This window comes from Klebsiella ornithinolytica (genome assembly GCF_030505655.1).
In the GTDB taxonomy this organism is placed as follows: domain Bacteria; phylum Pseudomonadota; class Gammaproteobacteria; order Enterobacterales; family Enterobacteriaceae; genus Klebsiella; species Klebsiella ornithinolytica.
On sequence record NZ_CP130153.1, the window covers coordinates 4,644,369 to 4,667,256 of the forward strand.

20 protein-coding genes are annotated in these 22,888 nt (G+C 55.3%); 7 read left to right on the top strand and 13 right to left on the bottom strand.

The genetic code is table 11. From position 1 onward, the window contains the following. The 11 genes from mraY to leuO all read right to left on the bottom strand — a co-directional run bounded on the left by mraY (position 1) and on the right by leuO (position 12,880). Positions 1-1,083 carry a phospho-N-acetylmuramoyl-pentapeptide-transferase gene (mraY, locus tag Q1L34_RS22060; RefSeq protein WP_004857865.1) on the bottom strand — a complete coding sequence of 361 codons (1,083 nt, stop codon included), beginning with the start codon at positions 1,081-1,083 and terminating at the stop codon, positions 1-3. Beyond that, positions 1,077-2,435, bottom strand: coding sequence for a UDP-N-acetylmuramoyl-tripeptide--D-alanyl-D-alanine ligase (gene murF, locus Q1L34_RS22065; RefSeq protein ID WP_069476245.1), 1,359 nt, complete (start codon positions 2,433-2,435; stop codon positions 1,077-1,079). Before murF ends, mraY begins: the two co-directional genes overlap by 7 nt. Further along, positions 2,432-3,919 (bottom strand): UDP-N-acetylmuramoyl-L-alanyl-D-glutamate--2,6-diaminopimelate ligase, encoded by a 1,488-nt coding sequence (gene murE / locus Q1L34_RS22070; RefSeq protein WP_015585164.1) that lies wholly within the window; start codon positions 3,917-3,919, stop codon positions 2,432-2,434. The genes murF and murE overlap by 4 nt, the downstream gene beginning before the upstream one ends. Continuing rightward, positions 3,906-5,672, bottom strand: coding sequence for a peptidoglycan glycosyltransferase FtsI (locus Q1L34_RS22075; protein ID WP_004857856.1), 1,767 nt, complete (start codon positions 5,670-5,672; stop codon positions 3,906-3,908). The genes murE and Q1L34_RS22075 overlap by 14 nt, the downstream gene beginning before the upstream one ends. Positions 5,673-5,687: 15 nt before the next feature. Beyond that, on the bottom strand, positions 5,688-6,053 hold the full coding sequence (gene ftsL / locus Q1L34_RS22080) for a cell division protein FtsL (protein WP_004857854.1): 366 nt from the start codon (positions 6,051-6,053) through the stop codon (positions 5,688-5,690). Further along, positions 6,050-6,991 (bottom strand): 16S rRNA (cytosine(1402)-N(4))-methyltransferase RsmH, encoded by a 942-nt coding sequence (rsmH, locus tag Q1L34_RS22085; RefSeq protein ID WP_004857852.1) that lies wholly within the window; start codon positions 6,989-6,991, stop codon positions 6,050-6,052. The genes ftsL and rsmH overlap by 4 nt, the downstream gene beginning before the upstream one ends. 1 nt (position 6,992) lies before the next feature. Beyond that, on the bottom strand, positions 6,993-7,451 hold the full coding sequence (mraZ, locus tag Q1L34_RS22090) for a division/cell wall cluster transcriptional repressor MraZ (RefSeq protein ID WP_004857850.1): 459 nt from the start codon (positions 7,449-7,451) through the stop codon (positions 6,993-6,995). 662 nt (positions 7,452-8,113) lie between these two features. Beyond that, positions 8,114-9,118 carry a catabolite repressor/activator gene (cra, locus tag Q1L34_RS22095; protein ID WP_128318773.1) on the bottom strand — a complete coding sequence of 335 codons (1,005 nt, stop codon included), beginning with the start codon at positions 9,116-9,118 and terminating at the stop codon, positions 8,114-8,116. Positions 9,119-9,298: 180 nt separating this feature from the next. Further along, the gene (ilvN, locus tag Q1L34_RS22100) at positions 9,299-9,790 is read right to left on the bottom strand and encodes an acetolactate synthase small subunit (RefSeq protein WP_004857843.1); all 492 of its coding nucleotides are present in this window, start codon (positions 9,788-9,790) and stop codon (positions 9,299-9,301) included. 2 nt (positions 9,791-9,792) lie between these two features. After that, positions 9,793-11,517: an acetolactate synthase 3 large subunit gene (ilvI, locus tag Q1L34_RS22105; protein WP_327204284.1), complete on the bottom strand. Its 1,725-nt coding sequence runs from the start codon at positions 11,515-11,517 to the stop codon at positions 9,793-9,795. A 394-nt stretch (positions 11,518-11,911) separates the two neighbouring features. Then, entirely contained in the window at positions 11,912-12,880 is a 969-nt protein-coding gene (leuO, locus tag Q1L34_RS22110) for a transcriptional regulator LeuO (protein ID WP_086817614.1), read from the bottom strand. A gap of 607 nt (positions 12,881-13,487) precedes the next feature. Between leuO and leuL the strand changes: the two genes are divergently transcribed. From leuL to aroD, 6 genes are all read left to right on the top strand, one after another. After that, on the top strand, positions 13,488-13,574 hold the full coding sequence (gene leuL / locus Q1L34_RS22115; protein WP_327204589.1) for a leu operon leader peptide: 87 nt from the start codon (positions 13,488-13,490) through the stop codon (positions 13,572-13,574). 96 nt (positions 13,575-13,670) lie between these two features. Next, the gene (gene leuA / locus Q1L34_RS22120) at positions 13,671-15,242 is read left to right on the top strand and encodes a 2-isopropylmalate synthase (protein ID WP_004857836.1); all 1,572 of its coding nucleotides are present in this window, start codon (positions 13,671-13,673) and stop codon (positions 15,240-15,242) included. Beyond that, positions 15,242-16,333, top strand: a complete 1,092-nt coding sequence (leuB, locus tag Q1L34_RS22125; RefSeq protein ID WP_004857834.1) for a 3-isopropylmalate dehydrogenase — start codon at positions 15,242-15,244, stop codon at positions 16,331-16,333. The genes leuA and leuB overlap by 1 nt, the downstream gene beginning before the upstream one ends. A 2-nt stretch (positions 16,334-16,335) precedes the next feature. After that, complete coding sequence (gene leuC, locus Q1L34_RS22130; RefSeq protein ID WP_004857832.1) at positions 16,336-17,736, top strand: 3-isopropylmalate dehydratase large subunit; 1,401 nt, start codon at positions 16,336-16,338, stop codon at positions 17,734-17,736. Positions 17,737-17,746: 10 nt separating this feature from the next. After that, a complete protein-coding gene (leuD, locus tag Q1L34_RS22135) occupies positions 17,747-18,352 on the top strand; it encodes a 3-isopropylmalate dehydratase small subunit (protein ID WP_004857830.1) in 606 nt (201 codons plus the stop codon). A 106-nt stretch (positions 18,353-18,458) separates the two neighbouring features. Beyond that, positions 18,459-19,214, top strand: a complete 756-nt coding sequence (gene aroD, locus Q1L34_RS22140) for a type I 3-dehydroquinate dehydratase (RefSeq protein ID WP_044023567.1) — start codon at positions 18,459-18,461, stop codon at positions 19,212-19,214. 40 nt (positions 19,215-19,254) lie between these two features. Here aroD and Q1L34_RS22145 read toward each other — a convergent pair whose 3' ends face one another. Both Q1L34_RS22145 and sgrT read right to left on the bottom strand, forming a co-directional pair. Further along, the gene (locus Q1L34_RS22145; protein ID WP_004857826.1) at positions 19,255-20,439 is read right to left on the bottom strand and encodes a sugar efflux transporter; all 1,185 of its coding nucleotides are present in this window, start codon (positions 20,437-20,439) and stop codon (positions 19,255-19,257) included. A gap of 188 nt (positions 20,440-20,627) precedes the next feature. Next, positions 20,628-20,780: a glucose uptake inhibitor SgrT gene (gene sgrT, locus Q1L34_RS22150; protein WP_004857824.1), complete on the bottom strand. Its 153-nt coding sequence runs from the start codon at positions 20,778-20,780 to the stop codon at positions 20,628-20,630. A gap of 87 nt (positions 20,781-20,867) precedes the next feature. On the opposite strand from sgrT, the gene sgrR reads away from it, so the two are divergent. Beyond that, entirely contained in the window at positions 20,868-22,523 is a 1,656-nt protein-coding gene (sgrR, locus tag Q1L34_RS22155; RefSeq protein ID WP_327204285.1) for an HTH-type transcriptional regulator SgrR, read from the top strand. Positions 22,524-22,888: the final 365 nt, after the last annotated feature.

Sequence of the window (22,888 nt, forward strand, 5' to 3'; positions counted from 1 at the left end):
TTAACGTACCTTCAGCGTCGCCAGGCCAATCAGCACCAGCATCAGCGAAATAATCCAGAAGCGCACGATAACGCGCGGCTCCGGCCAGCCCTTCAGTTCATAGTGGTGGTGAATCGGCGCCATACGGAAGATGCGCTGACCGCGCAGCTTGAAGGAACCGACCTGCAAAATAACCGACAGAGTCTCCACCACGAATACGCCACCCATAATCACCAGCAGGAACTCCTGACGCAGCAGCACGGCAATGATGCCCAGCGCGCCGCCGAGAGCCAGGGAACCGACATCGCCCATAAAGACCTGCGCCGGATAGGTGTTGAACCACAGAAAACCGAGACCCGCGCCCACGATCGCCGTACAGACGATGACCAGTTCCCCGGCGTGGCGCAGATAAGGGATATGCAGATAGTTGGCAAAGTTCATGTTGCCCGTTGCCCATGCCACCAGCGCGAAGCCCGCCGCCACAAATACGGTCGGCATAATCGCCAGGCCATCAAGACCATCGGTCAGGTTGACCGCATTGCCGGTACCGACAATCACGAAGTAGGCCAGCAGAATGTACAAGAGCCCCAGCTGAGGCATGATGTCTTTAAAGAACGGTACAACCAGCTGAGTCGCTGGCGTATCTTTACCGGCCATATACAGCGCAAACGCAACGCCCAGCGCAATCACCGACATCCAGAAGTACTTCCAGCGGGCGATCAACCCTTTGGTGTCTTTACGCACGACCTTACGGTAGTCATCGACGAAACCGATGATGCCGTAGCCTATCAGCACGGTCAGCACACACCATACGTACGGGTTGGACGGATAGGCCCACAGCAGGACAGAGACCACAATGGCGGTCAGGATCATGATCCCGCCCATGGTTGGGGTACCTTTCTTGCTGAAATGCGATTCCGGGCCGTCGCTACGTACGACCTGACCGAAGGAGAGTTTTTGCAGACGGGCGATCATGCGCGGACCCATCCACAAAGAGATGAACAGCGCGGTCAGCAGGCTGACGATGGCGCGAAACGTCAGATAGGAAAAGACGTTAAAGCCGGAATAATATTTGACCAGATGTTCGGCCAGCCATACTAACATGTTCCATTCTCCTGTAATGCGCGTACTACCTCTTCCATGGCGGCACTACGTGAACCCTTCACTAAAATGGTGATGATCTTGTGTTCCGCCGTCAGCTCGCGTAGTCGGGCCACCAGCGATGCTTTATCGCTGAGATGCTCGCCCACGCCGCTGGCGCGGCTAATTTCTGCGCTCAGCACGCCGGTGCTGAGTACCCGATCAAGCCCTGCCGCTTTTGCCGCTTCGCCAACCTGACGATGGCATGCCTCGCTTTCCGTACCCAGCTCGGCCATATCACCCACGACCAGCACCCGGTAGCCCGGCATCTCGGACAGCACCTGCACTGCGGCAGTCATTGAACCGACGTTGGCATTGTAGGAATCATCAAGCAGCAGCTGGTTTTCGGCGAGCGTAATGGGAAACAGCCGTCCCGGCACCGCTTTCAGCTGCGCCAGACCGGCTTTCACCGCATTTAAGTCGGCGCCCACCGCCATCGCCAGCGAGGCAGCAGCCAGCGCGTTGGCGATATTGTGGCGACCCGGCAGCGGCAGCAGAACATCCACGCTTCCCATCGGGGTTTGCAGCGTAAATTCTGTCCCGTGGCTGGTAATATGAATCTGGCTAGCCGCAAAATCGCTGTTGGCCGCATTCGGCGAGAAACGCCATACCTTGCGTGCGCCAATCACGCTTTGCCAGTTCAGCCAGTCGTTATTGTCAGCATTCAGGATGGCAATGCCATTTTCCGGCAGACCGGTAAATATTTCGCCCTTCGCTTTCGCCACGCCCGCCAGGGAGCCGAAGCCTTCAAGGTGAGCGGCGGCCAGATTGTTGACCAGGGCAGCTTCCGGGCGCGTCAGGCTGACGGTCCAGGCAATTTCGCCCTGATGGTTAGCGCCTAATTCGATTACCGCATAGCGATGCTCTGGAGTCAGGCGCAGCAGCGTCATCGGGACGCCAATGTCATTATTCAGGTTGCCGGCGGTATAGAGCGTATTGCCGCACTGACCGAGAATCGCCGCCGTCATCTCTTTCACCGACGTTTTCCCGGAAGAGCCGGTCAGCGCCACAACGCGGGCCGGCACCTGCTGACGAACCCACGCCGCCAGCTCGCCAAAGGCCAGGCGGGTATCTTTCACCACCACCTGAGGTAAATCACACTCCAGCTGACGGCTGACCAACAGCGCGCCGGCGCCGGCTTCTTTCGCCTGCTCCGCGAAATCGTGAGCATCAAAACGCTCGCCCTTTAAGGCAACGAACAGGCAGCCTGCCGTAATCTTACGGGTATCCGACGTGACCTCATCGACGGCCAGATCGCGACCATGCAGTTCACCGCGCGTCACGTCGGCGAGCTGGCTTAACATCAAGCGAATCATGCTACCGCTCCCAGCAGACGGGCTACGGTGACGCGATCGGAGTAGTCAAGACGACGGTTGCCAACAATCTGGTAATCCTCATGACCTTTGCCAGCGACCAGTACGACATCCCCCTCGGCAGCCTGCATCACGGCGTTTGTCACCGCTTCAGCCCGGCCTTCTTTCACCTTCGCGTGTCCGGCGTCAACCATACCAGCGAGGATATCGTTGATGATGGCGCGAGGCTCTTCGGTGCGCGGGTTGTCATCGGTCACCACAACAATATCGGCAAACTCTTCGGCGATGGCGCCCATCAGCGGACGTTTGCCCTTATCGCGATCGCCGCCGCAGCCGAAGACGCACCACAGCTTGCCGTTACAATGCAGACGCGCCGCCTGGAGCGCTTTTTCCAGCGCATCCGGGGTATGGGCATAATCCACCACCACGGTCGGTTTACCCGGCGCGCTGAACACTTCCATACGGCCACAGACCGGCTGCAGACGAGCCGCGGTTTTCAGCAGCTCAGCCAGCGGATAGCCCAGGGCCAGCAGCGTGGCCAGCGCCAGCAGTAGGTTGCTGACGTTAAAGGCGCCCATCAGGCGGCTTTCAACTTCGCCCTTGCCCCAGCTGGAATCAAACTGGATGGTGGCCCCGCTATCGTGATAGTTCACCGCCGTAGCCTTCAGCCAGCGGCCGTGACAGTCCGGGTTAATACGATCTTCCATCGATACGGCAACCGCGTCCGGCAGCTTCGCCAGCCAGCGGCGGCCCACTTCATCATCGGCGTTGACGATAGCCTGTCCGCAATGATGGGTGGAATAAAGCAGCCATTTTGCCGCTTCGTAATGTTCCATATCACCGTGATAATCCAGGTGATCGCGGCTCAGGTTTGTAAAGACCGATGCGGCAAACTGCAGCGCCGCCACGCGGTGCTGAACCAGACCGTGGGAAGAGACTTCCATGGCCGCGAAGGTAGCGCCCTGCCCTGCCAGGCCTGAAAGCACGTGCTGAACATCGACTGCTGAACCGGTGGTATTTTCCGTCGGAATTACCTTGTCCAGCAGACCGTTGCCAACTGTTCCCATCACCGCACTGGTTTCGCCAAGCAAGCTGGCCCACTGCGCCAGCAGCTGCGTGGTGGTGGTTTTACCGTTGGTACCGGTGACGCCAATCAGGCGCAGTTGCTCTGAAGGCTGATGGTAAAAACGCCCGGCCAGCGCGGATAAGCGCTCGTTGAGCTGGCTGAGATAAATGACCGGCACGCCGTGCATTTCACGGATTTCGCCGTCAGCAGCCTCATCTTTGGCCTCTGCAATAATGGCAGCAACACCTTGCGCTATCGCCTGCGGGATATAACGACGCCCGTCCGCCTGATGACCTAATACCGCGACAAAGAGATCGCCGGAAGCAGCCACCCGGCTGTCCAGCGTCATCTCTCGCAGAATTCGCTCCGGCGCATTTGGCACCCACGGAGCGAGAAGGTCGCGCAAATTACGATCTGCCACCTGTTCCCTCGCCTTGATTAATCACAAATTCACTTTTTTCGCCCGTTGCCAACGCATCCGGCTCGATGTTCATGGTGCGCAGTACGCCGCCCATGATGGCACCGAAGACCGGCGCGGAAACGGCGCCGCCGTAGTATTTACCCGCCTGCGGGTCGTTGATCACCACCACCAGCGCAAAACGCGGGTGGCTGGCGGGCGCAACGCCTGCGGTGTAAGCAATATATTTGTTGATGTAGCGGCCATCTGGCCCCACTTTCTTCGCCGTACCGGTTTTGATCGCAATGCGGTAGCCTTTAATGGCCGCCTTCACGCCGCCGCCACCGGGCAGCGCCACGCTTTCCATCATATGCACGACGGTACGAACGAGAGGTTCCGGGAACACGCGCTCACCGGGAACCGGTGGATCAACTTTGGTAATCGACAGCGGGCGATAGATGCCATAGCTGCCGATCGTTGCATAGACTCGCGCTAACTGTAACGGCGTTACCATTAGCCCGTAGCCGAAAGAAAAGGTGGCCCTCTCTATGTCAGACCACCGTTGTTTTTGAGGATATAAGCCACTGCGTTCTCCGACCAACCCCAAATTGGTCGCTTTTCCGAGTCCAAAACGTGAGTAAGTATCTACTAACGCTGAGGACGGCATCGCTAACGCCAGTTTGGAGACACCGACGTTACTCGACTTCTGTAATACCCCGGTCAGGGTCAATTCGCTATAGCGCGCCACGTCTTTGATCTCGTGGCCGTTAATCCGGTAAGGAATGGTATTCAGCACGGTATTTTCGTTCACAATGCCGCGCTGTAGTGCCGTCATCACCACCATTGGCTTGACCGTCGAACCCGGTTCAAACACGTCGGTGATGGCGCGGTTACGCATGATGTCTTTCGCCGTACCGGAGAAATTATTCGGGTTATAAGAGGGGCTGTTCGCCATCGCCAGCACTTCGCCAGTGCTGACATCGACCAGAACCGCACTCCCCGATTCGGCTTTGTTAAACGCCACGGCATTATTCAGTTCACGATAAACTAACGCCTGCAGACGCTCATCGATACTCAACGCCAGATTGTGCGCGGCCTGGCTGTCGGTAGAGGAGATATCTTCAATAACGCGGCCGTAGCGGTCTTTACGCACGATGCGTTCCCCGGGTTGACCCGTCAGCCATTTATCAAAGCTCTTCTCGACGCCTTCAATCCCCTGGCTATCCACGTTGGTGAAGCCAATGAGGTGAGCGGTAACTTCACCTGACGGGTAGTAACGGCGCGACTCTTCGCGCATGTGAATCCCTGGCAGCTTCAGCTTCTTGATGTAATCCGCCATATCAGGATTAACCTGACGCGCCAGATAGATAAAACGCATTCTCGGATTGGTGTTGATGCGCGATGCCAGCTGATCCAGCGGCATGTTTAACGCATCGGCCAACGCCTTCCAGCGGTTATCGAGAGTGACACCGCCGGCATCGTGCAGCTCTTTCGGATCCGCCCAGATAGCCTTCACCGGCACGCTCACCGCCAGCGGGCGGCCGGAGCGGTCGGTAATCATTCCGCGGGCGGTGGAGACTTCCTGCACGCGTAAAGAACGCATATCACCCTGACGAACCAGCATGTCCGGGCTGATCACCTGTAGCCAGGCCACGCGACCCAGCAGGAAACCCAGCGCGATTAAAATACACCCGCACAGCAACGCAAAACGCCAGCTAATAAAGCTGGCCTGTTCTTCCTGACGTTTTGGTTTTAGCGTTTTCGGCGCTGCTTTCATGCGTCGCAATAATCCTTATTTTTGTACAACGATATTTTCTTGTGATGGATCAACGTGTTGCATCTGCAACTTCTCGGTCGCGATCCGCTCAACCCGACTATGATCGCCGAGCGCGTTCTCTTCGAGGATCAGGTTTCGCCATTCAATATCCAGCGCGTCACGTTCCAGAACCAGTTGTTCACGCTGCGCGGTTAGCAGACGGGTATGGTGAGCCGTCGTCACCACGGTAATCGCCGTAATGATGATGCAAATGAACAGGCAGAGTGGCAGCTTCCCAAACCGCAGAAGATCGTCCCCGATAACGCCAGGCAAGGCATGGCGCTCGTTGCTTCCTAACGATCCTTTAACTTTGCTTAAGGCTTCTGTCACTCTGCCGATCATGCGTTCGTCCTCTCTGCAATGCGCAGAACTGAACTACGGGCCCGTGGATTCTCTGCCACCTCTTCTTCGCCCGGCATCAACTTGCCTAGTGCTCGCAACTCACGGCCACCCAGTTTTTTGAGCTGCTCTTCGGTCATTGGTAACCCGGCCGGAACCTGCGGACCGCGGCTTTGCTCACGCATGAAGCGCTTCACAATACGGTCTTCCAGCGAGTGGAAACTGATGATCGAAAGCCGCCCGCCCGGGGCCAGCACGCTGAGCGAGCTTTTTAGCGCCTGCTCTATCTCCTCCAGTTCACTGTTCACCCAGATGCGCACCGCCTGGAAGGTACGGGTCGCGGGATGTTTGAATTTGTCCTTCACCGGCGTCGCCGCCGTCACCACTTCCGCCAGCTCTTTCGTACGGGTCATGGGCTCGATACGGTTACGCTCAACGATGGCGCGCGCGATGCGCTTACCGAAGCGCTCTTCGCCAAAGGTTTTAATCACCCAGGCGATATCCGCTTCGTCCGCCGTCTGCAACCACTCGGCGGCAGACTGGCCGCGAGTGGGGTCCATACGCATATCCAGCGGACCATCGCGCATAAACGAGAAGCCACGCTCGGCATCATCAAGCTGAGGTGAAGAGACACCAAGATCGAGAAGAATACCGTCGATCTTGCCAGTTAGTCCGCGCTCACTCACATAATCAGCCAGCGCAGAGAAAGGTCCATGTACGATGGAAAAGCGAGGGTCATCGATGGTCTTCGCCACGGCGATAGCCTGCGGATCGCGATCGATAGCCAGCAAGCGTCCTTCCGCTCCCAGTTGGGAAAGGATCAGGCGCGAGTGTCCACCGCGACCAAAGGTCCCATCAATGTAGATACCATCCGGACGAATATTCAGGCCGTTAACCGCTTCATCCAGAAGTACCGTCGTGTGTTTAAAATTTTCCATCATGTTATAGAGACAAATCCTGCAGACGCTCCGACAACGCGTCGGTCGACGACTGCTCAGCGTCGATATCTTCCTTGACCCGTTGATACCAGGTCGTTTCATCCCACAGTTCAAACTTATTGAACTGTCCGACCAGCATCACTTCTTTTGTCAGCCCGGCATGCTGCCGTAACACCGGCGCAATCAGGAGACGCCCGGCATTATCCATCTGACATTCGCTGGCATGACCCAAAAGCAGGCGCTGGACGCGCCGCTCAACGGGATTCATGCTCGATAAACGCGACAATTTTTGCTCGATGATTTCCCATTCAGGCAAGGGGTAAAGCAGCAGGCACGGGTGATGAATGTCAATGGTACAAACCAGTTGACCGGAAGCGTCTTCGATCAGCCCGTCGCGGTAACGCGTCGGTACGGCCAGACGGCCTTTGCTGTCGAGATTGACTAACGTTGCCCCACGGAACATGCCAGCCTCACCCCTTTTCGCCACTTTAACCCACAAATTCCCACCAGAAGGAGTTTACGGAGCGGAGGAAAAGCTTGTCAAGCCAGCACGAATACCAACGAAGCTCAAAAACCCATTATTTGCAGCCGATATTAGGCCTGATGAAATAATCATCAACAAACGAGGCAAATTAACGCTATGAATACGTGTAAGAAAACAACCAACAAATTCGTAACAGTTAAAAGCAACAAAATATCTTCGGTGGGAAAATATAAAGTGTCAGTTTGCGACGCGAGCGGCATTTTAGGCGATTATGATGTCCGTTAACAGTGCCTGTTACCGTCAGAGAAGCACTCTTGTCGCGGGTTGCGGGGAGATGAGCGGGTGATGAGCCGTAAAATGAGTGTTAATTCAGCGATTAACTTAATGAATGTAACAAAATAATACAAATAAAGACTGATTTAACTTTTTTTTATCGCTAACGGGGGCCGGAAAGCGGTAACTCCAGAATAAAACAAAATAATGCGTAAAGAAGTTTAGGGATTTGTCTGAAAGCGATTCAAATTTACTTTTTTATGGTAATTTGTACGGATTATCGCCAGACGACTTTCGTCTGGCGAGTCACGCCACTCTTTTCCGGGTTTTTGACACACGCAGAGGCCGGCGATCGAAAGCCTGGCGCATCAGCGACGGTTCAAACTTCCCCGGCGATACAAATTACGACGGATACGGCTTAATCCTGGTTTTGGCTTACGCGGCTCATCAAGGCTGGCGAGGACAATTTCCAGCACGCGTTCCGCCACATCGCGGTGGCGCTGGGCCACGGCCAGTACCGGACACTGCAGGAAGTCGAGCAGCTCATTGTCGCCGAAGGTCGCAATAGCCAGTTCGGACGGCAGCTTCCCTTCCCGACGCAGCGTCACATCCATCACCCCCTGCAACAGCGGAAATGAGGTGGTGAACAGCGCCTGCGGCATGGGATGCGTTTCCAGCCATTTATCAAACAACTGCCCTGCCGCTTCGCGTTCAAAGCTGTTGGCGTACAGATACTGCACTTCACGCGGATCGTCATTCCACGCGGTACGGAAGCCCTGTTCACGCAGGAAACTGACCGACAGCTCCGGTAGCGCACCAAGATACAGGACGTTTTCCCCCGGGAATTTGCGCAGTTCAGCGGCCAGCATTTCGGCGTCATCCTGATCGGCGCCAACAACGCTGGTGAAGTGCTCGCGATCGAGCGCGCGATCCAGGGCGACAATCGGGAAAGGATCGTTGGCCCAGCGTTGATAGAACGGGTGCTCAGGCGGTAATGACGTCGAGACGATAATGGCATCCACCTGGCGCTGTAGCAGATGCTCAATGCAGCGCATCTCGTTGTCAGGCTGATCTTCCGAACAGGCGATCAGCAGCTGATAGCCGCGCTGGCGCGCCTGACGCTCAAGATAGTTAGCAATACGGGTATAGCTGGTATTTTCCAGATCGGGAATCACCAGACCAATAGAACGCGTGCGTCCTGCACGCAAGCCAGCAGCGACCGCATTCGGATGGTAGTTGTGCTCACGAACGACGGCCATCACCTTTTCGACCGTTTTGTCGCTGACGCGGTACTGTTTCGCTTTACCGTTAATCACATAGCTAGCGGTGGTACGCGAGACACCGGCCAGCCGGGCGATTTCATCCAGTTTCACAATTGCCCCTTGGGTAATGAGTACAGAACATAACCTTTCTTCAGCTATGGATTCATTTTCATAACATCTAAACGCAGAATAGTTAGCGCAGCAACCGGTTTTGTCTACAGTTCCCACCGATTTCGCAAAAAAATAACCCGACAGATTGTGTCGGGCTATTTTTACGTCAGTTTCAGGGACTCAGCGCATGATTTTGTCGCCGCGCGAGAGTCCTACCACACCGGAGCGTGCCACTTCAACAATCCGCGCAACGTCGCGTAACGAAGCAATAAAGGCATCCAGTTTATCGCTGGTCCCTACCAGCTGGACGGTATACAGTGACGGCGTGACATCGATGATTTGCCCGCGGAAAATCTCCGTGTTGCGCTTCACCTCTTCACGGCCAAAACCGCTCGCCTGGACTTTCACCAGCATAATTTCACGCTCAACGTGCGAATTCTGCCCCAGCTCGCTGACACGCAGTACATCCACCAGCTTATGCAGCTGTTTTTCAATTTGCTCGATCGCTTTCTCATCGCCAACGGTCTGGATAGTCATTCTCGAAAGCGTTGGATCGTCGGTGGGGGCCACCGTCAGGCTTTCAATGTTATACCCGCGCTGTGCGAAAAGGCCGATGACGCGTGATAAGGCGCCTGATTCGTTTTCCAGTAAGACAGATAATATCCGGCGCATAATCAGGTTCTCTCCGTTTTGCTCAACCACATCTCATCCATGCCGCCGCCGCGGATCTGCATGGGATACACATGCTCGCTGCCGTCCACCGTCACATCAACGAACACCAGACGATGATTACGCACCTGTTCCAGCGCTTCGGCCAGCTTAGACTCCAGCTCCTGCGGCTCGCTGATGCGAATCCCTACGTGCCCATAGGCTTCCGCAAGCCGGACGAAATCCGGGAGCGACTCCATATAAGATTGTGAATGGCGACCGGAATAGATCATATCCTGCCACTGCTTCACCATTCCGAGGTAGCGGTTGTTCAGATTCAACACCAGCACCGGCAGCTCATACTGCAGCGCGGTGGAAAGCTCCTGAATATTCATCTGAATACTGCCATCGCCGGTCACGCAAACGACCGTTTCTTCCGGTAAGGCCATCTTCACGCCGAGTGCAGCGGGCAAACCGAAACCCATCGTGCCGAGACCACCTGAGTTAATCCAACGTCTTGGCTTGTCGAAAGGATAGTAAAGGGCGGCAAACATCTGGTGCTGACCAACATCGGAGGTCACATAGGCATCGCCGTTGGTCAGGCGCCAGATGGTCTCGATGACGGCCTGCGGTTTGATCTTGCCGCTTTGGGTGTCGTATTGCAGACAATAGCGCGCGCGCCACTGCGCTATCTGCTGCCACCAGTCGCGGATCTCATCCAGCGGCTGCTGCGCTTCTTCCTGCTCAAGTAGCTCAAGCATCTGCTCCAGGACCTGACGCGCATCGCCAACGATCGGCACATCTGCCGGAACCGTCTTCGAAATGGACGTCGGATCGATATCAATATGCAGCACCGTCGCATTCGGGCAGTACTTCGCCAGATTGTTGGTCGTGCGATCGTCAAAACGCACGCCGACGGCAAAGATGACATCGGAGTGATGCATCGTCATGTTGGCTTCATACGTTCCATGCATCCCCAGCATACCTAACGCCTGGGAATGGCTGGCCGGAAAGGCACCGAGTCCCATCAGCGATGAAGCAACCGGCAGATTCAGTTTTTCTACCAGGGTACGCAGCTGTTCTTCACATCCGGCGTTAATCGCCCCGCCGCCGACGTAGACAACCGGATGTTTTGCCGCCACCAGCGTCTGCAGAGCGCGTTTAATTTGCCCTTTATGACCGCTGGTCGTCGGGTTGTAAGAACGCATGCTGACGCTATCCGGCCACGCGTACGGCAGCTTGTTCGCCGGATTGAGGATATCTTTTGGTAAATCAACGACCACCGGACCAGGACGCCCGCTGGCAGCCAGCCAGAACGCTTTTTTCAGCACGCCGGGAATATCTTCCGTCTGCTTGACCAGAAAGCTGTGTTTCACCACCGGCCGGGAGATGCCGACCATATCGCACTCCTGGAAGGCATCATAACCAATCAAGGAAGTCGCGACCTGCCCGGAGAGAATCACCAGCGGAACAGAATCCATGTATGCCGTGGCAATACCGGTAATGGCATTCGTCGCGCCCGGGCCCGAAGTCACCAGCACAACCCCTACTTCACCGGTCGCTCGGGCAAGGCCATCCGCCATATGCACTGCCGCCTGCTCGTGGCGCACCAGAATATGGTCAATACCCCCCAGGGTATGTAATGCATCATAGATATCGAGGACCGCGCCTCCGGGGTAGCCGAATACTTGCTTGACGCCCTGATCGACAAGCGATTGGACGACCATCTCGGCTCCTGACAACATCTCCATGGTTTGCCTCCAGGCTTATTGTTTCTAACGACAGCAGAATTCAATTTCCGCGCGTTCGCACAATGCCAGGAATCGGCTCCTGGCCATTGAGGTGAATGGACTGCGTGCTCTTACCATAACTGCTCGCCAACGGGCAGGCAATTAGCGACCTCAGGCGCATGTCAGCCGCCAAAAGAATAAAAGATAAGAATTTGATATGAAATGTGGTTGAAAGCTTCATAAATAAGAAACGAGCGCTGAAATTACTCGGACAAATTGTCTGATGACAGAAATTCATCCATTTTTCACTTGCTGCACGCCCTGGCAAAGAGCGGCAAACAGGATAAAATTCTATATTTTGTGGTTTTGATCACATAAAGCGAGAGCGAGCGCTCCCGCTCAGGCACAGCTATATTTAGCGCTGGCAAATTCGCACCAGCAGATCCTGCATCCACTGATGACCTTTATCTCTACCGGCGGCCTCATGCCAGGAAAGAAAACAGGTGCGGTTATTCACTTTTAGCGGTAACGGCAATAATTGCAGGTTCAGCTTTTCTGCATACTCCCTCGCCAGCCAGCTCGGGGCAATGGCCACCATGTGGGTTTGTGATACCACATTAAGCACGCTGACCATAGCATTCCCTTGATATGCAATTTGCGTCTGTTTATTGACAGAGCTATACCAGGGAAGGCTAAACGAAGCATAGCGATCCAAAGCCACAACCGCATGTTCTTCGCGATAAATATCCGCTTCCGTCACCGGTCCGGAAATACGCGGGTGTTTACAGCTGGCTACTAATATCATTTCATCTTTAAACAAGGGCACACAGGCAAACTCGGGGCGGCGAAACTCCTCATAGCCAACCACAAACTCTATTTCCTGATAACGTAATTGATGCTCGGTGTTTTGATTAAGAGATGCTTTAAAAATCAAATGAATATTTGGTGCAACTTCGTTAACTTTGTTAAATATAATCGAAGTAAGATAGTTATCTAACGGGCTGCAAATGCAGAGATTAAATACGCGCTCACTGCTTATCGGCTCAAAATCGGAACCCGGCAACTCATTTTGCACCAGCTGCAGCGCCTGGCGTATTGAGCCAAATAGCTGAAATGCACGAGCCGTCGGCTGAATACCCCGCCCATACCGTACAAACAGCTCATCGTTAAACATTACTTTTAGTCGCGCTACGGCATTACTCACCGCAGGCTGAGACATCCCCAGCGAATGCGCCGCCCGCGTAATATTTTGTTCCTGCATGACCGCATCAAAAACGGTAAGCAGATTAAGATCGACCGTTCTAAGCTGAGGTTTAATCATTCCTCTTTCGAGGGCGGGTTCAGGTTCAGAGGTTTCAATTATCATATCTAACTCCACCATCAGATAAATTCCCTTTATTAAAATGCGGCAATGAGCAAAGGAAATATCATTTACCATACATATGTCACATACAAAAGAGCAAGAATGCATTTTAGGAATATATCAAAACCATTAGTTGCACGGACCTCCGTTAAATTATCAGAAAAAATCCTAAAGGCCTGAAAGCCCATTGATGAGTGGATAGCGTTAAAGGAATACATAACTGGCAGAAAAAACGCTACACTCCCCATCGCCAACGTTAATTTAAGCGTTTTTCAATGCATTGACTCAGCGTCAACCTGCACTATCTGCTTATTATCATTGACGTTCTCACAATACTTAAATCAATATATTCATAAGACCGATAAACCAATGGTTGTAATTAAGATAATTCCAACCCATGTCGGGCGGTGACGCGGCAAGAAGGGAAAAGTCAATCGCAGCGGCAGCGTTAACTGAGAGTCTGCCAGAGTGAATTGGAAAATAATTCTCGGCAAATAAGGCCATTTCTCAGAACAATACACTAATTCCATTGTGAGGTAAAAAGCGGTTTTTATTGCCCAGGGGTTGACATCAAAACGCGTATCCAGTAACTCTAAAAGCATATCGATTTCATCTGGAGCATGACGCAATGATTCGCACCACTCGTTTCACCGGCCTACTACTACTAAACGCACCCACTATGCGCGGTAGGCTGTTGGGCGACGTTCAGCGTTAAGTCATCTTCCAGCAAGACTATAAAACCCGCGCCGTTGCGCGGGTTTTTTTATGCTCGTAAGCAAGGCGCCCAGGACACCGATTAAGGATCTAAACCATGAGCCAGCAAGTCATTATTTTCGATACGACCTTACGTGACGGGGAGCAAGCGTTACAGGCCAGCCTGAGCGTGAAAGAGAAGCTGCAGATTGCGATGGCCCTGGAGCGGATGGGCGTTGATGTGATGGAAGTCGGCTTCCCGGTCTCATCTCCTGGCGACTTCGAGTCCGTACAAACCATCGCACGCACCATCAAAAACAGCCGCGTCTGCGCCCTGGCTCGTTGCGTCGAGAAAGACATTGATGTGGCGGCAGAATCCTTAAAAGTCGCCGAAGCGTTCCGAATTCATACCTTTATCGCCACCTCGCCGATGCACATCGCCACCAAGCTGCGTAGCACCCTGGATGAGGTCATTGAGCGCGCAATCTATATGATCAAACGCGCACGCAACTATACCGACGACGTCGAATTCTCCTGTGAAGATGCGGGCCGTACGCCGATCGCCGATCTGGCGCGCGTGGTCGAAGCCGCCATCAACGCCGGCGCCACCACGATTAATATCCCGGACACCGTCGGCTATACCATGCCGTTTGAGTTCTCCAGTATCATTACCGGCCTGTACGATCGCGTCCCGAATATCGACAAAGCCATCATCTCCGTGCACACCCATGACGATTTAGGCCTGGCCGTCGGTAACGCGATTGCCGCGGTCCACGCCGGTGCTCGCCAGGTTGAAGGCGCCATGAACGGTATCGGCGAGCGCGCGGGCAACTGTTCGCTGGAAGAAGTGATTATGGCCATCAAGGTGCGCAAAGACATTATGGATGTCCGCACCGGCATTAATCACAACGAAATCTGGCGTACCAGCCAGACCGTCAGCCAGATTTGCAATATGCCCATTCCGGCCAACAAAGCCATCGTCGGTACCGGCGCCTTCGCCCACTCCTCCGGCATCCACCAGGACGGCGTGCTGAAGAACCGCGAAAACTACGAAATCATGACCCCGGAATCGATCGGTCTGAATCAGGTGCAGCTGAACCTGACTTCCCGCTCCGGCCGTGCGGCAGTGAAACACCGTATGGAAGAGATGGGCTACAAAGATACCGACTACAACATGGATCACCTCTACGACGCCTTCCTGAAGCTGGCAGACAAAAAAGGCCAGGTCTTTGATTACGATCTGGAAGCGCTGGCGTTCATCAACAAACAGCAGGAAGAGCCGGAGCATTTCCGCCTGGATTACTTCAGCGTGCAGTCAGGCTCCAGCGATATCGCCACGGCCTCCGTAAAACTGGTCTGCGGTGAAGAGACCAAAGCAGAAGCCGCTAACGGCAACGGCCCGGTCGACGCTATTTATCAGGCTATCAACCGTATCACCGGCTATGACGTGGAGCTGGTCAAATATGACCTGAACGCCAAAGGTCAGGGCAAAGACGCGCTGGGTCAGGTAGATATCGTCGTAACCTACAACGGTCGCCGCTTCCACGGCGTCGGTCTGGCGACGGATATCGTTGAATCCTCTGCGAAAGCCATGGTCCACGTGCTGAACAATATCTGGCGCGCAGCAGAAGTCGAAAAAGAGTTGCAACGCAAAGCTCAAAATAACGAGAACAAGAAGGAAACCGTGTAATGTCGAAGAATTACCATATTGCTGTTTTGCCAGGTGATGGCATTGGCCCGGAAGTCATGAACCAGGCGATGAAAGTACTGGAAGCCGTTCGTCACCGTTTTGATATGCGCATTACCACCAGTCAGTATGACGTCGGCGGCATCGCTATCGACCGTCAGGGTACCCCGCTGCCGCAGGCGACGGTAGAAGGCTGTGAGCAGGCCGATGCGATTCTGTTCGGCTCCGTAGGCGGCCCGAAATGGGAACATCTGCCGCCGGCCGGTCAGCCGGAGCGCGGCGCGCTGCTGCCGCTGCGTAAACATTTCAAACTGTTCAGCAACCTGCGTCCGGCGAAGCTGTACCAGGGGCTGGAAGAGTTTTGCCCGCTGCGTGCGGATATCGCGGCAAACGGCTTCGACATTCTGTGCGTCCGCGAATTAACCGGCGGGATCTACTTCGGCCAGCCGAAAGGCCGCGAGGGCAGCGGTCAACACGAAAAAGCATTTGATACCGAGGTCTATCATCGCTTTGAAATCGAGCGCATCGCGCATATCGCGTTTCAGTCCGCACGCAAACGGCGTAATAAAGTGACTTCTATCGATAAAGCGAACGTTCTGCAGTCATCTATTCTGTGGCGCGAAGTGGTCAGCGAGATCGCCAAAGAATACCCGGACGTTGAGCTGGCGCATATGTACATCGACAACGCCACCATGCAGCTGATTAAAGACCCGTCCCAGTTTGACGTTTTGCTGTGTTCCAACCTGTTCGGCGACATCCTGTCTGACGAATGCGCCATGATCACCGGCTCAATGGGCATGCTGCCGTCGGCCAGCCTCAATGAACAAGGTTTTGGTCTGTATGAACCGGCAGGCGGCTCAGCTCCGGATATCGCTGGTAAAAATATCGCCAACCCTATCGCGCAGATCCTCTCTCTGGCGCTTTTGCTGCGCTACAGCCTGGATGCCGATAACGCGGCAACAGCGATTGAGAGTGCGATCAACCGTGCATTAGAAGAAGGCGTGCGTACCGGCGATTTAGCGCGCGGCACGGCGGCGGTCAGTACCGATGAAATGGGCGATATCATTGCCCGCTATGTCGCTGAAGGGGTGTAATCATGGCGAAGACCTTATACGAAAAGTTGTTTGATGCGCATGTTGTTTATGAAGCGCAAAACGAAACCCCGCTGCTGTATATCGACCGTCATCTGGTGCATGAAGTGACCTCACCACAGGCCTTTGACGGCCTGCGCGCGCACAACCGTCAGGTTCGTCAGCCGGGTAAAACCTTCGCCACCATGGACCATAACGTTTCTACCCAGACGAAAGATATCAACGCGTCCGGCGAAATGGCGCGCATTCAGATGCAGGAGCTGATCAAAAACTGCCAGGAGTTCGGCGTTGAGCTGTACGATCTGAACCACCCGTATCAGGGTATCGTCCACGTGATGGGGCCGGAACAGGGCGTGACCCTGCCGGGGATGACCATCGTCTGCGGCGATTCCCACACCGCCACTCACGGCGCATTTGGCGCGCTGGCTTTTGGTATCGGCACCTCCGAAGTTGAGCACGTCCTGGCGACTCAGACCCTGAAGCAGGGCCGTGCCAGGACCATGAAGATTGAAGTGAATGGCAAAGCAGCGCCGGGCATCACCGCTAAAGATATCGTGCTGGCCATTATTGGCAAAACCGGTAGCGCCGGCGGCACCGGCCACGTGGTGGAGTTCTGCGGTGAAGCCATTCGCGATCTGAGCATGGAAGGTCGTATGACGCTGTGCAATATGGCCATCGAAATGGGTGCGAAAGCAGGTCTGGTCGCGCCGGATGAAACCACCTTTAACTATGTGAAGGGTCGTTTGCACGCGCCAAAAGGCCAGGACTTCGACGCGGCTGTTGAATACTGGAAAACCCTGAAAACAGACGCTGACGCCACCTTTGACACCGTCGTGACCCTGCAGGCAGAAGAGATTGCCCCGCAGGTTACCTGGGGTACAAACCCAGGTCAGGTCATTTCCGTTAACGAGATGATTCCCGACCCGGCCTCTTTCGCCGATCCGGTCGAGCGGGCGAGCGCGGAAAAAGCGCTGGCCTATATGGGCCTGAAACCGGGTATCCCGTTAACCGACGTGGCTATCGATAAAGTGTTCATCGGCTCCTGTACCAACTCGCGTATTGAAGATTTGCGCGCCGCGGCCGAAGTCGCTAAAGGCCGCAAAGTCGCGCCGGGCGTGCAGGCATTGGTGGTCCCGGGTTCTGGCCCGGTGAAAGCTCAGGCGGAAGCCGAAGGTCTGGATAAGATCTTTATCGAAGCCGGTTTTGAATGGCGTCTGCCGGGCTGCTCCATGTGCCTGGCCATGAACAACGATCGCCTGAATCCTGGCGAGCGCTGCGCATCAACCAGCAACCGTAACTTTGAAGGCCGTCAGGGCCGCGGCGGACGTACCCACTTAGTCAGCCCGGCTATGGCCGCAGCGGCAGCCGTGACCGGCCATTTCGCCGATATTCGCGACATCAAATAAGGAGACCATCATGGCAGAGAAATTTACCCAACATACGGGCCTGGTGGTTCCGCTGGATGCCGCAAACGTCGATACCGATGCGATCATTCCTAAGCAGTTCCTGCAGAAAGTGACGCGCACCGGTTTTGGCGCGCATCTGTTCAACGACTGGCGTTTTCTTGACGATCGTGGACAACAGCCAAACCCGGAATTCGTCCTTAACTTCCCGGAGTATAAAGGCGCATCGATCCTGCTGGCGCGGGAAAACTTCGGCTGCGGCTCCTCCCGTGAGCACGCGCCGTGGGCATTGACCGATTACGGTTTTAAAGTGGTTATCGCCCCCAGCTTCGCCGATATCTTTTACGGTAACAGCTTTAACAACCAGCTGCTGCCGGTGACGCTGAGCGATGAACAGGTCGACGAGATGTTCAAGCTGGTTCAGGCGAACCCCGGTATGACGTTCGAAGTGGATCTGGAATCCGAAGTGGTGAAAGCGGGCGACAAAACCTACAGCTTTAAAATTGATGCCTTCCGTCGCCACTGTATGCTCAACGGACTTGATAGCATCGGTCTGACGCTGCAGCACGAAGAGGCGATTTCAGCCTACGAAAACAAACTGCCGGCCTTTATGAACTAACCACGCCGTTGATCCCCGAGCCCGGTCCTTGTGACCGGGCATTTTTTTAGGTTTTTCGCGCGGCTTACGGCAAGAAAAGAGCCCGCCCTGACCGATGGACCCTCACATGACGACAGCTGTCACCATTAAAAATATCACCTTCCAGGAAGGCACCACGTTAATTTGCGTGCCGCTAATCGGCCAGACGCTCGACGAGCTGAAAGCCCATGCCCGCACGCTGGCGGAGGCCGGAGCCGATCTTATCGAATGGCGTGTCGACCATTTTACCTCTGTCGGCGATCGGGATCAGGTCCTGCTGGCGCTGACGGAGATTCGCCGGCTGCTCGCCGATATACCGCTGCTGTTCACCTTCCGCAGCCACAAAGAGGGAGGTGAAACGGAGATCGGCGATGACGCGTACTTCGCACTCAACCGTCTGGCCGTTGCCAGCGGGCTGGTGGACATCATTGATATTGAGCTCTTCAATGACGAAATGCCGATCCGGGCGCTGATCGATGAAGCTCATGCCGCCGGGGTAAAAGTGATTATGAGCAATCATGATTTCCAAACAACACCGGCGCAGGAAGAGATTATCGCCCGGCTACGCCGCATGCAGGAGCTGGGCGCCGATCTGCCGAAAATCGCGGTCATGCCTCAGTCGCCGCAAGACGTGCTGACATTACTGTCTGCCACTCTGGTCATGAAAGAACGGTACGCCACCCGCCCGTTAATCACGATGTCGATGGGCAAACTGGGCGGCGTCAGCCGGGTCACCGGACGCCTGTTCGGCTCAGCGATGACGTTTGGCAGCGTGGGCCAGGCATCGGCACCCGGACAAATTGCCGTGCGTCAGCTGCGGGAAATGATGAATATTCTGTCCTGAAAGCACGCCGCATCGCAGCAATCTGCGGTGCGGCGCCTGGCTAAATATCTTTGACTTTGCTGGTCAGAAACAGCGTCAGCAGCGAGATGGCGGCAATGACCCAGTACACGCTGGCGTGGCCATAGTTTTGCGATAGCGCTCCCTGCAGCACGCCGGCGAGAATCACTCCGGTGGAAATACTGTTGGTAAACAGCGTGGTGGCGGCCCCGGCCCGTCCAGGCATCAGGTCCTGGAACCACAGCATGCCAATCCCGGCGACAATACCGATAAAAATGGCGTTGAACAGCTGCAGCGCCAGCAGCGCGGTACGTTCGTGGAACACAATCAGGCCAAGATAGAACAGCACGCCGGCAGCCACCGCGGCGACCATCATTTTACGTTTGCCCCAGCGCTTGACGTAATACCCCGCCAGGATCATCGCCGGGATTTCCAGCCCGGCCGCCGTGCCCATCAGGATCCCGGCCAGGCTATCCGGCAAGCCAAGATCGCTACTGATCCACAGCGGCATATCGATGATATACATGGTGTTGCAGGTCCACATCAGCGTCGACGCGATAAACAACATACGTACGTTTTTATCTTGCCAGCCGCCGGCCTGCACTACGACGCCCGCCGCTTCCGCAGGCTGCTCCACTCGGGCAACCGACGGCAGCTTGACGGCAATTAACGCCAGGCTAATGACGAAAATACCGGCCGCAATCGAGAACATGGTGGTAAAGCCATAGTTCAGCGCCAGCATGAAGGCCAGCGGCGGTCCGATCACCCACGCCAGCGACAGCTGCGCACGCATCACCGAGCTGAACATCACCACTTCCCGCGCCGAACTATCGGCATATTCCCGCGCCAGGGCGAACAGCTGGGGCATCGCGGCATTGGCAATCGACGCCAGCATCACACCGCAGGTGATCAATGTTAAGTAGTGACGGTTAAAAGCAAACAGTAGCGCGTTGCCCACCGCCATCAGACAGCAGAACATGATCAGCCGGCGGCGATCCCCCTGGCTATCGGAACGTTTCGCCAGCGCCAGGCTCACCAGAATACCGGCGATCGCGTTAACGGTATAAAACAGGCCGACCCAGAAAGGCTGTGCGCCCACTTCGCGGCTGAGGAACAAGCTGAGGGTTGGCGCCTGCAGCGCGCCCGCAATACCCATCATAAAAGCGACCAGCATAAACGCCGCGTATACACCGTTAAGCCGCCGTCCCATCGTCATCAACCAGAGCATGTCATGTCCTTAAAGCACGCGAAGAAAACGAAAAAAGCCAGCAGAAGTCATCTGCTGGCGGGTGATTTTATACTCTATCTGTTTCAAGTGACAGGCTGGCGACCGAAACGTTATGGTTCAGTCAACTGGCCTGGGTCTGAAAGAGGATAAGTACACACCAATACTCAGTCACACATGATGTGGGCAAGTCAATGATCAGAGGTCTGTGACGTAACTCCCCACTGCATCAGCTCGCCAAGAATCTTCTGCTGTCTCCCTGCCATCAGGCGGGCCAGCCATGACGCGTCCTGCGTCGCAGAAAAGTAGCGTTGGTAGAACTGTTTCGCGGTAGACCTCATCATATTCACCTCCTCGCTTCATCGGAATGCATTATTGGCCTAATATAGGGATTAATAAATTGCTGAGTTTTCATCAGGAGTTCCCCTTTTATGTCTTCTGCTCGTCTGCAACAACAGTTCATCCGCTTATGGCAGTGCTGCGAAGGTAAATCGCAGGAGACAACCCTTAACGAACTGGCGGAAATGCTCTGCTGCTCGCGCCGCCATATGCGTACGTTGCTGAATATGATGGAAGAACGCGGCTGGTTAACCTGGGAAGCGGAGGCCGGGCGCGGCAAGCGTTCAAAGCTGGCTTTCCTCTATACCGGCCTGGCGCTGCAGCAGCAGCGGGCCGAGGATCTGCTGGAACAGGATCGTATCGATCAACTGGTCCAGCTGGTGGGCGACAAGGCCGCGGTGCGTCAGATGCTGGTCTCGCATCTGGGCCGCAGCTTCCGTCAGGGGCGGCATATTCTGCGCGTACTCTACTACCGACCGATGAAAAACCTGCTCCCCGGCAGCGCGCTGCGCCGCTCGGAAAATCATATCGCCAGGCAGATCTTCAGCGCATTAACGCGGGTAAATGAGGAAAACGGGGAACTGGAAGCCGACATTGCGCACCACTGGCAGCAGCTTTCGCCCACCCACTGGCGCTTTTTTCTCCGCCCCGGCATTCATTTTCACCACGGGAGAGAGCTGGAGATGGAGGATGTCATTGCTTCGTTGCAGCGCAGCAACAGTCTGCCGCTCTACTCACATATCGAACGTATTGCCTCCCCCACCGCCTGGACGCTGGATGTACATCTGACGCAACCCGATCGCTGGCTACCGTGGCTGCTCGGCCAGGTGTCGGCTGTCGTATTGCCGCGTGAATGGCAGTCGATGGAGAATTTCTCTGCAATGCCGGTAGGTACCGGGCCTTATGCGGTGGTTCGCAACAATCAAAACCAGCTGAAGATCCATGCTTTTGACGATTATTTCGGCTACCGGGCGTTAATTGATGAAGTTAACGTCTGGGTCCTGCCAGAGATTAGCGAAGAGCCCAACGGCGGCCTGACGCTACAGGGGACCACGCAAAGTGAGAAAGCGGTTGAGAGCCGGCTGGAAGAAGGGTGCTACTATCTGCTGTTTGATGCCCGCAGCCCCCTCGGCAGCAACCTCGCGGTTCGTCAGTGGCTCAGCTATCTGTTACAGCCCGCCAATCTGCTTTATCACGCCGGTGAACAGTATCAGGGCAACTGGTTCCCGGCCTACGGTCTGCTGCCCCGCTGGCACCATGCCCGCAGTCATGCCTGTGAAAAACCGCCGGGACTGGAGTCTGTCACCCTCACCTACTACCGGGATCACGTCGAACACCGCGTGATGGGCGGGATCATGGCAACACTGCTGGCGGAGCATCAGGTCAAGCTGGAGATTCAGGAGCTGGACTACGAAGAGTGGCACCGCGGCGAGGTGGTCAGCGATGTCTGGTTGAACAGCGCCAACTTTACCCTGCCGATTGATTTTTCTCTGTTTGCCTTGCTGTATGAGGTCCCGCTGATACGGCATTGTATTCCTGTCGACTGGGAGCAGGATGCCCGTCGCTGGCACGCAGGCGAGCTAAACCCGGCCACCTGGAGCCAGCAGCAGCTGGCCAATCAAACCATCGTGCCGCTGATCCACCACTGGCTGATGATCCAGGGGCAGCGCAGTATGCGCGGCGTAAGAATGAATACGCTCGGCTGGTTTGATTTCAAATCCGCATGGTTCGCGCCGCCGGATCCCTGATAGCACTCCCGGCAGGCGCTGAAGCGCTTTCCGTCAGTTCACAAAATCATTACACTATCGCCGTTCTCAACGGGGTGCTGATATACGTACACAAAATCATTCGGGTTGCATCAAGGCGGCAAGCGGGTGAATCCCCAGGAGCATAGATAACTATGTGACCGGGGTGAACACGCGATGCTAACGCAGAGGCAGCGCGAAGGATGAAGCGTGTATACACAAAATCATTCGGGTTGCATCAAGGCGGCAAGCGGGTGAATCCCCGGGAGCATAGATAACTATGTGACCGGGGTGAACACGCGATGCTAACGCAGAGGCAGCGCGAAGGATGAAGTGTATTGGCTGAGAAAATACCCGTCGAACCTGAT

Excerpts from the sequence above, each read along its gene's own strand:
- mraY (WP_004857865.1), bottom strand. The coding sequence starts at position 1,083 with ATGTTAGTATGGCTGGCCGAACATCTGGTCAAATATTATTCCGGCTTT.
- murF (WP_069476245.1), bottom strand. The coding sequence starts at position 2,435 with ATGATTCGCTTGATGTTAAGCCAGCTCGCCGACGTGACGCGCGGTGAA.
- Q1L34_RS22075 (WP_004857856.1), bottom strand. The coding sequence starts at position 5,672 with ATGAAAGCAGCGCCGAAAACGCTAAAACCAAAACGTCAGGAAGAACAG.
- ftsL (WP_004857854.1), bottom strand. The coding sequence starts at position 6,053 with ATGATCGGCAGAGTGACAGAAGCCTTAAGCAAAGTTAAAGGATCGTTA.
- rsmH (WP_004857852.1), bottom strand. The coding sequence starts at position 6,991 with ATGATGGAAAATTTTAAACACACGACGGTACTTCTGGATGAAGCGGTT.
- mraZ (WP_004857850.1), bottom strand. The coding sequence starts at position 7,451 with ATGTTCCGTGGGGCAACGTTAGTCAATCTCGACAGCAAAGGCCGTCTG.
- ilvN (WP_004857843.1), bottom strand. The coding sequence starts at position 9,790 with ATGCGCCGGATATTATCTGTCTTACTGGAAAACGAATCAGGCGCCTTA.
- ilvI (WP_327204284.1), bottom strand. The coding sequence starts at position 11,517 with ATGGAGATGTTGTCAGGAGCCGAGATGGTCGTCCAATCGCTTGTCGAT.
- leuL (WP_327204589.1), top strand. The coding sequence starts at position 13,488 with ATGATTCGCACCACTCGTTTCACCGGCCTACTACTACTAAACGCACCC.
- leuA (WP_004857836.1), top strand. The coding sequence starts at position 13,671 with ATGAGCCAGCAAGTCATTATTTTCGATACGACCTTACGTGACGGGGAG.
- leuB (WP_004857834.1), top strand. The coding sequence starts at position 15,242 with ATGTCGAAGAATTACCATATTGCTGTTTTGCCAGGTGATGGCATTGGC.
- leuC (WP_004857832.1), top strand. The coding sequence starts at position 16,336 with ATGGCGAAGACCTTATACGAAAAGTTGTTTGATGCGCATGTTGTTTAT.
- leuD (WP_004857830.1), top strand. The coding sequence starts at position 17,747 with ATGGCAGAGAAATTTACCCAACATACGGGCCTGGTGGTTCCGCTGGAT.
- aroD (WP_044023567.1), top strand. The coding sequence starts at position 18,459 with ATGACGACAGCTGTCACCATTAAAAATATCACCTTCCAGGAAGGCACC.
- Q1L34_RS22145 (WP_004857826.1), bottom strand. The coding sequence starts at position 20,439 with ATGCTCTGGTTGATGACGATGGGACGGCGGCTTAACGGTGTATACGCG.
- sgrT (WP_004857824.1), bottom strand. The coding sequence starts at position 20,780 with ATGATGAGGTCTACCGCGAAACAGTTCTACCAACGCTACTTTTCTGCG.
- sgrR (WP_327204285.1), top strand. The coding sequence starts at position 20,868 with ATGTCTTCTGCTCGTCTGCAACAACAGTTCATCCGCTTATGGCAGTGC.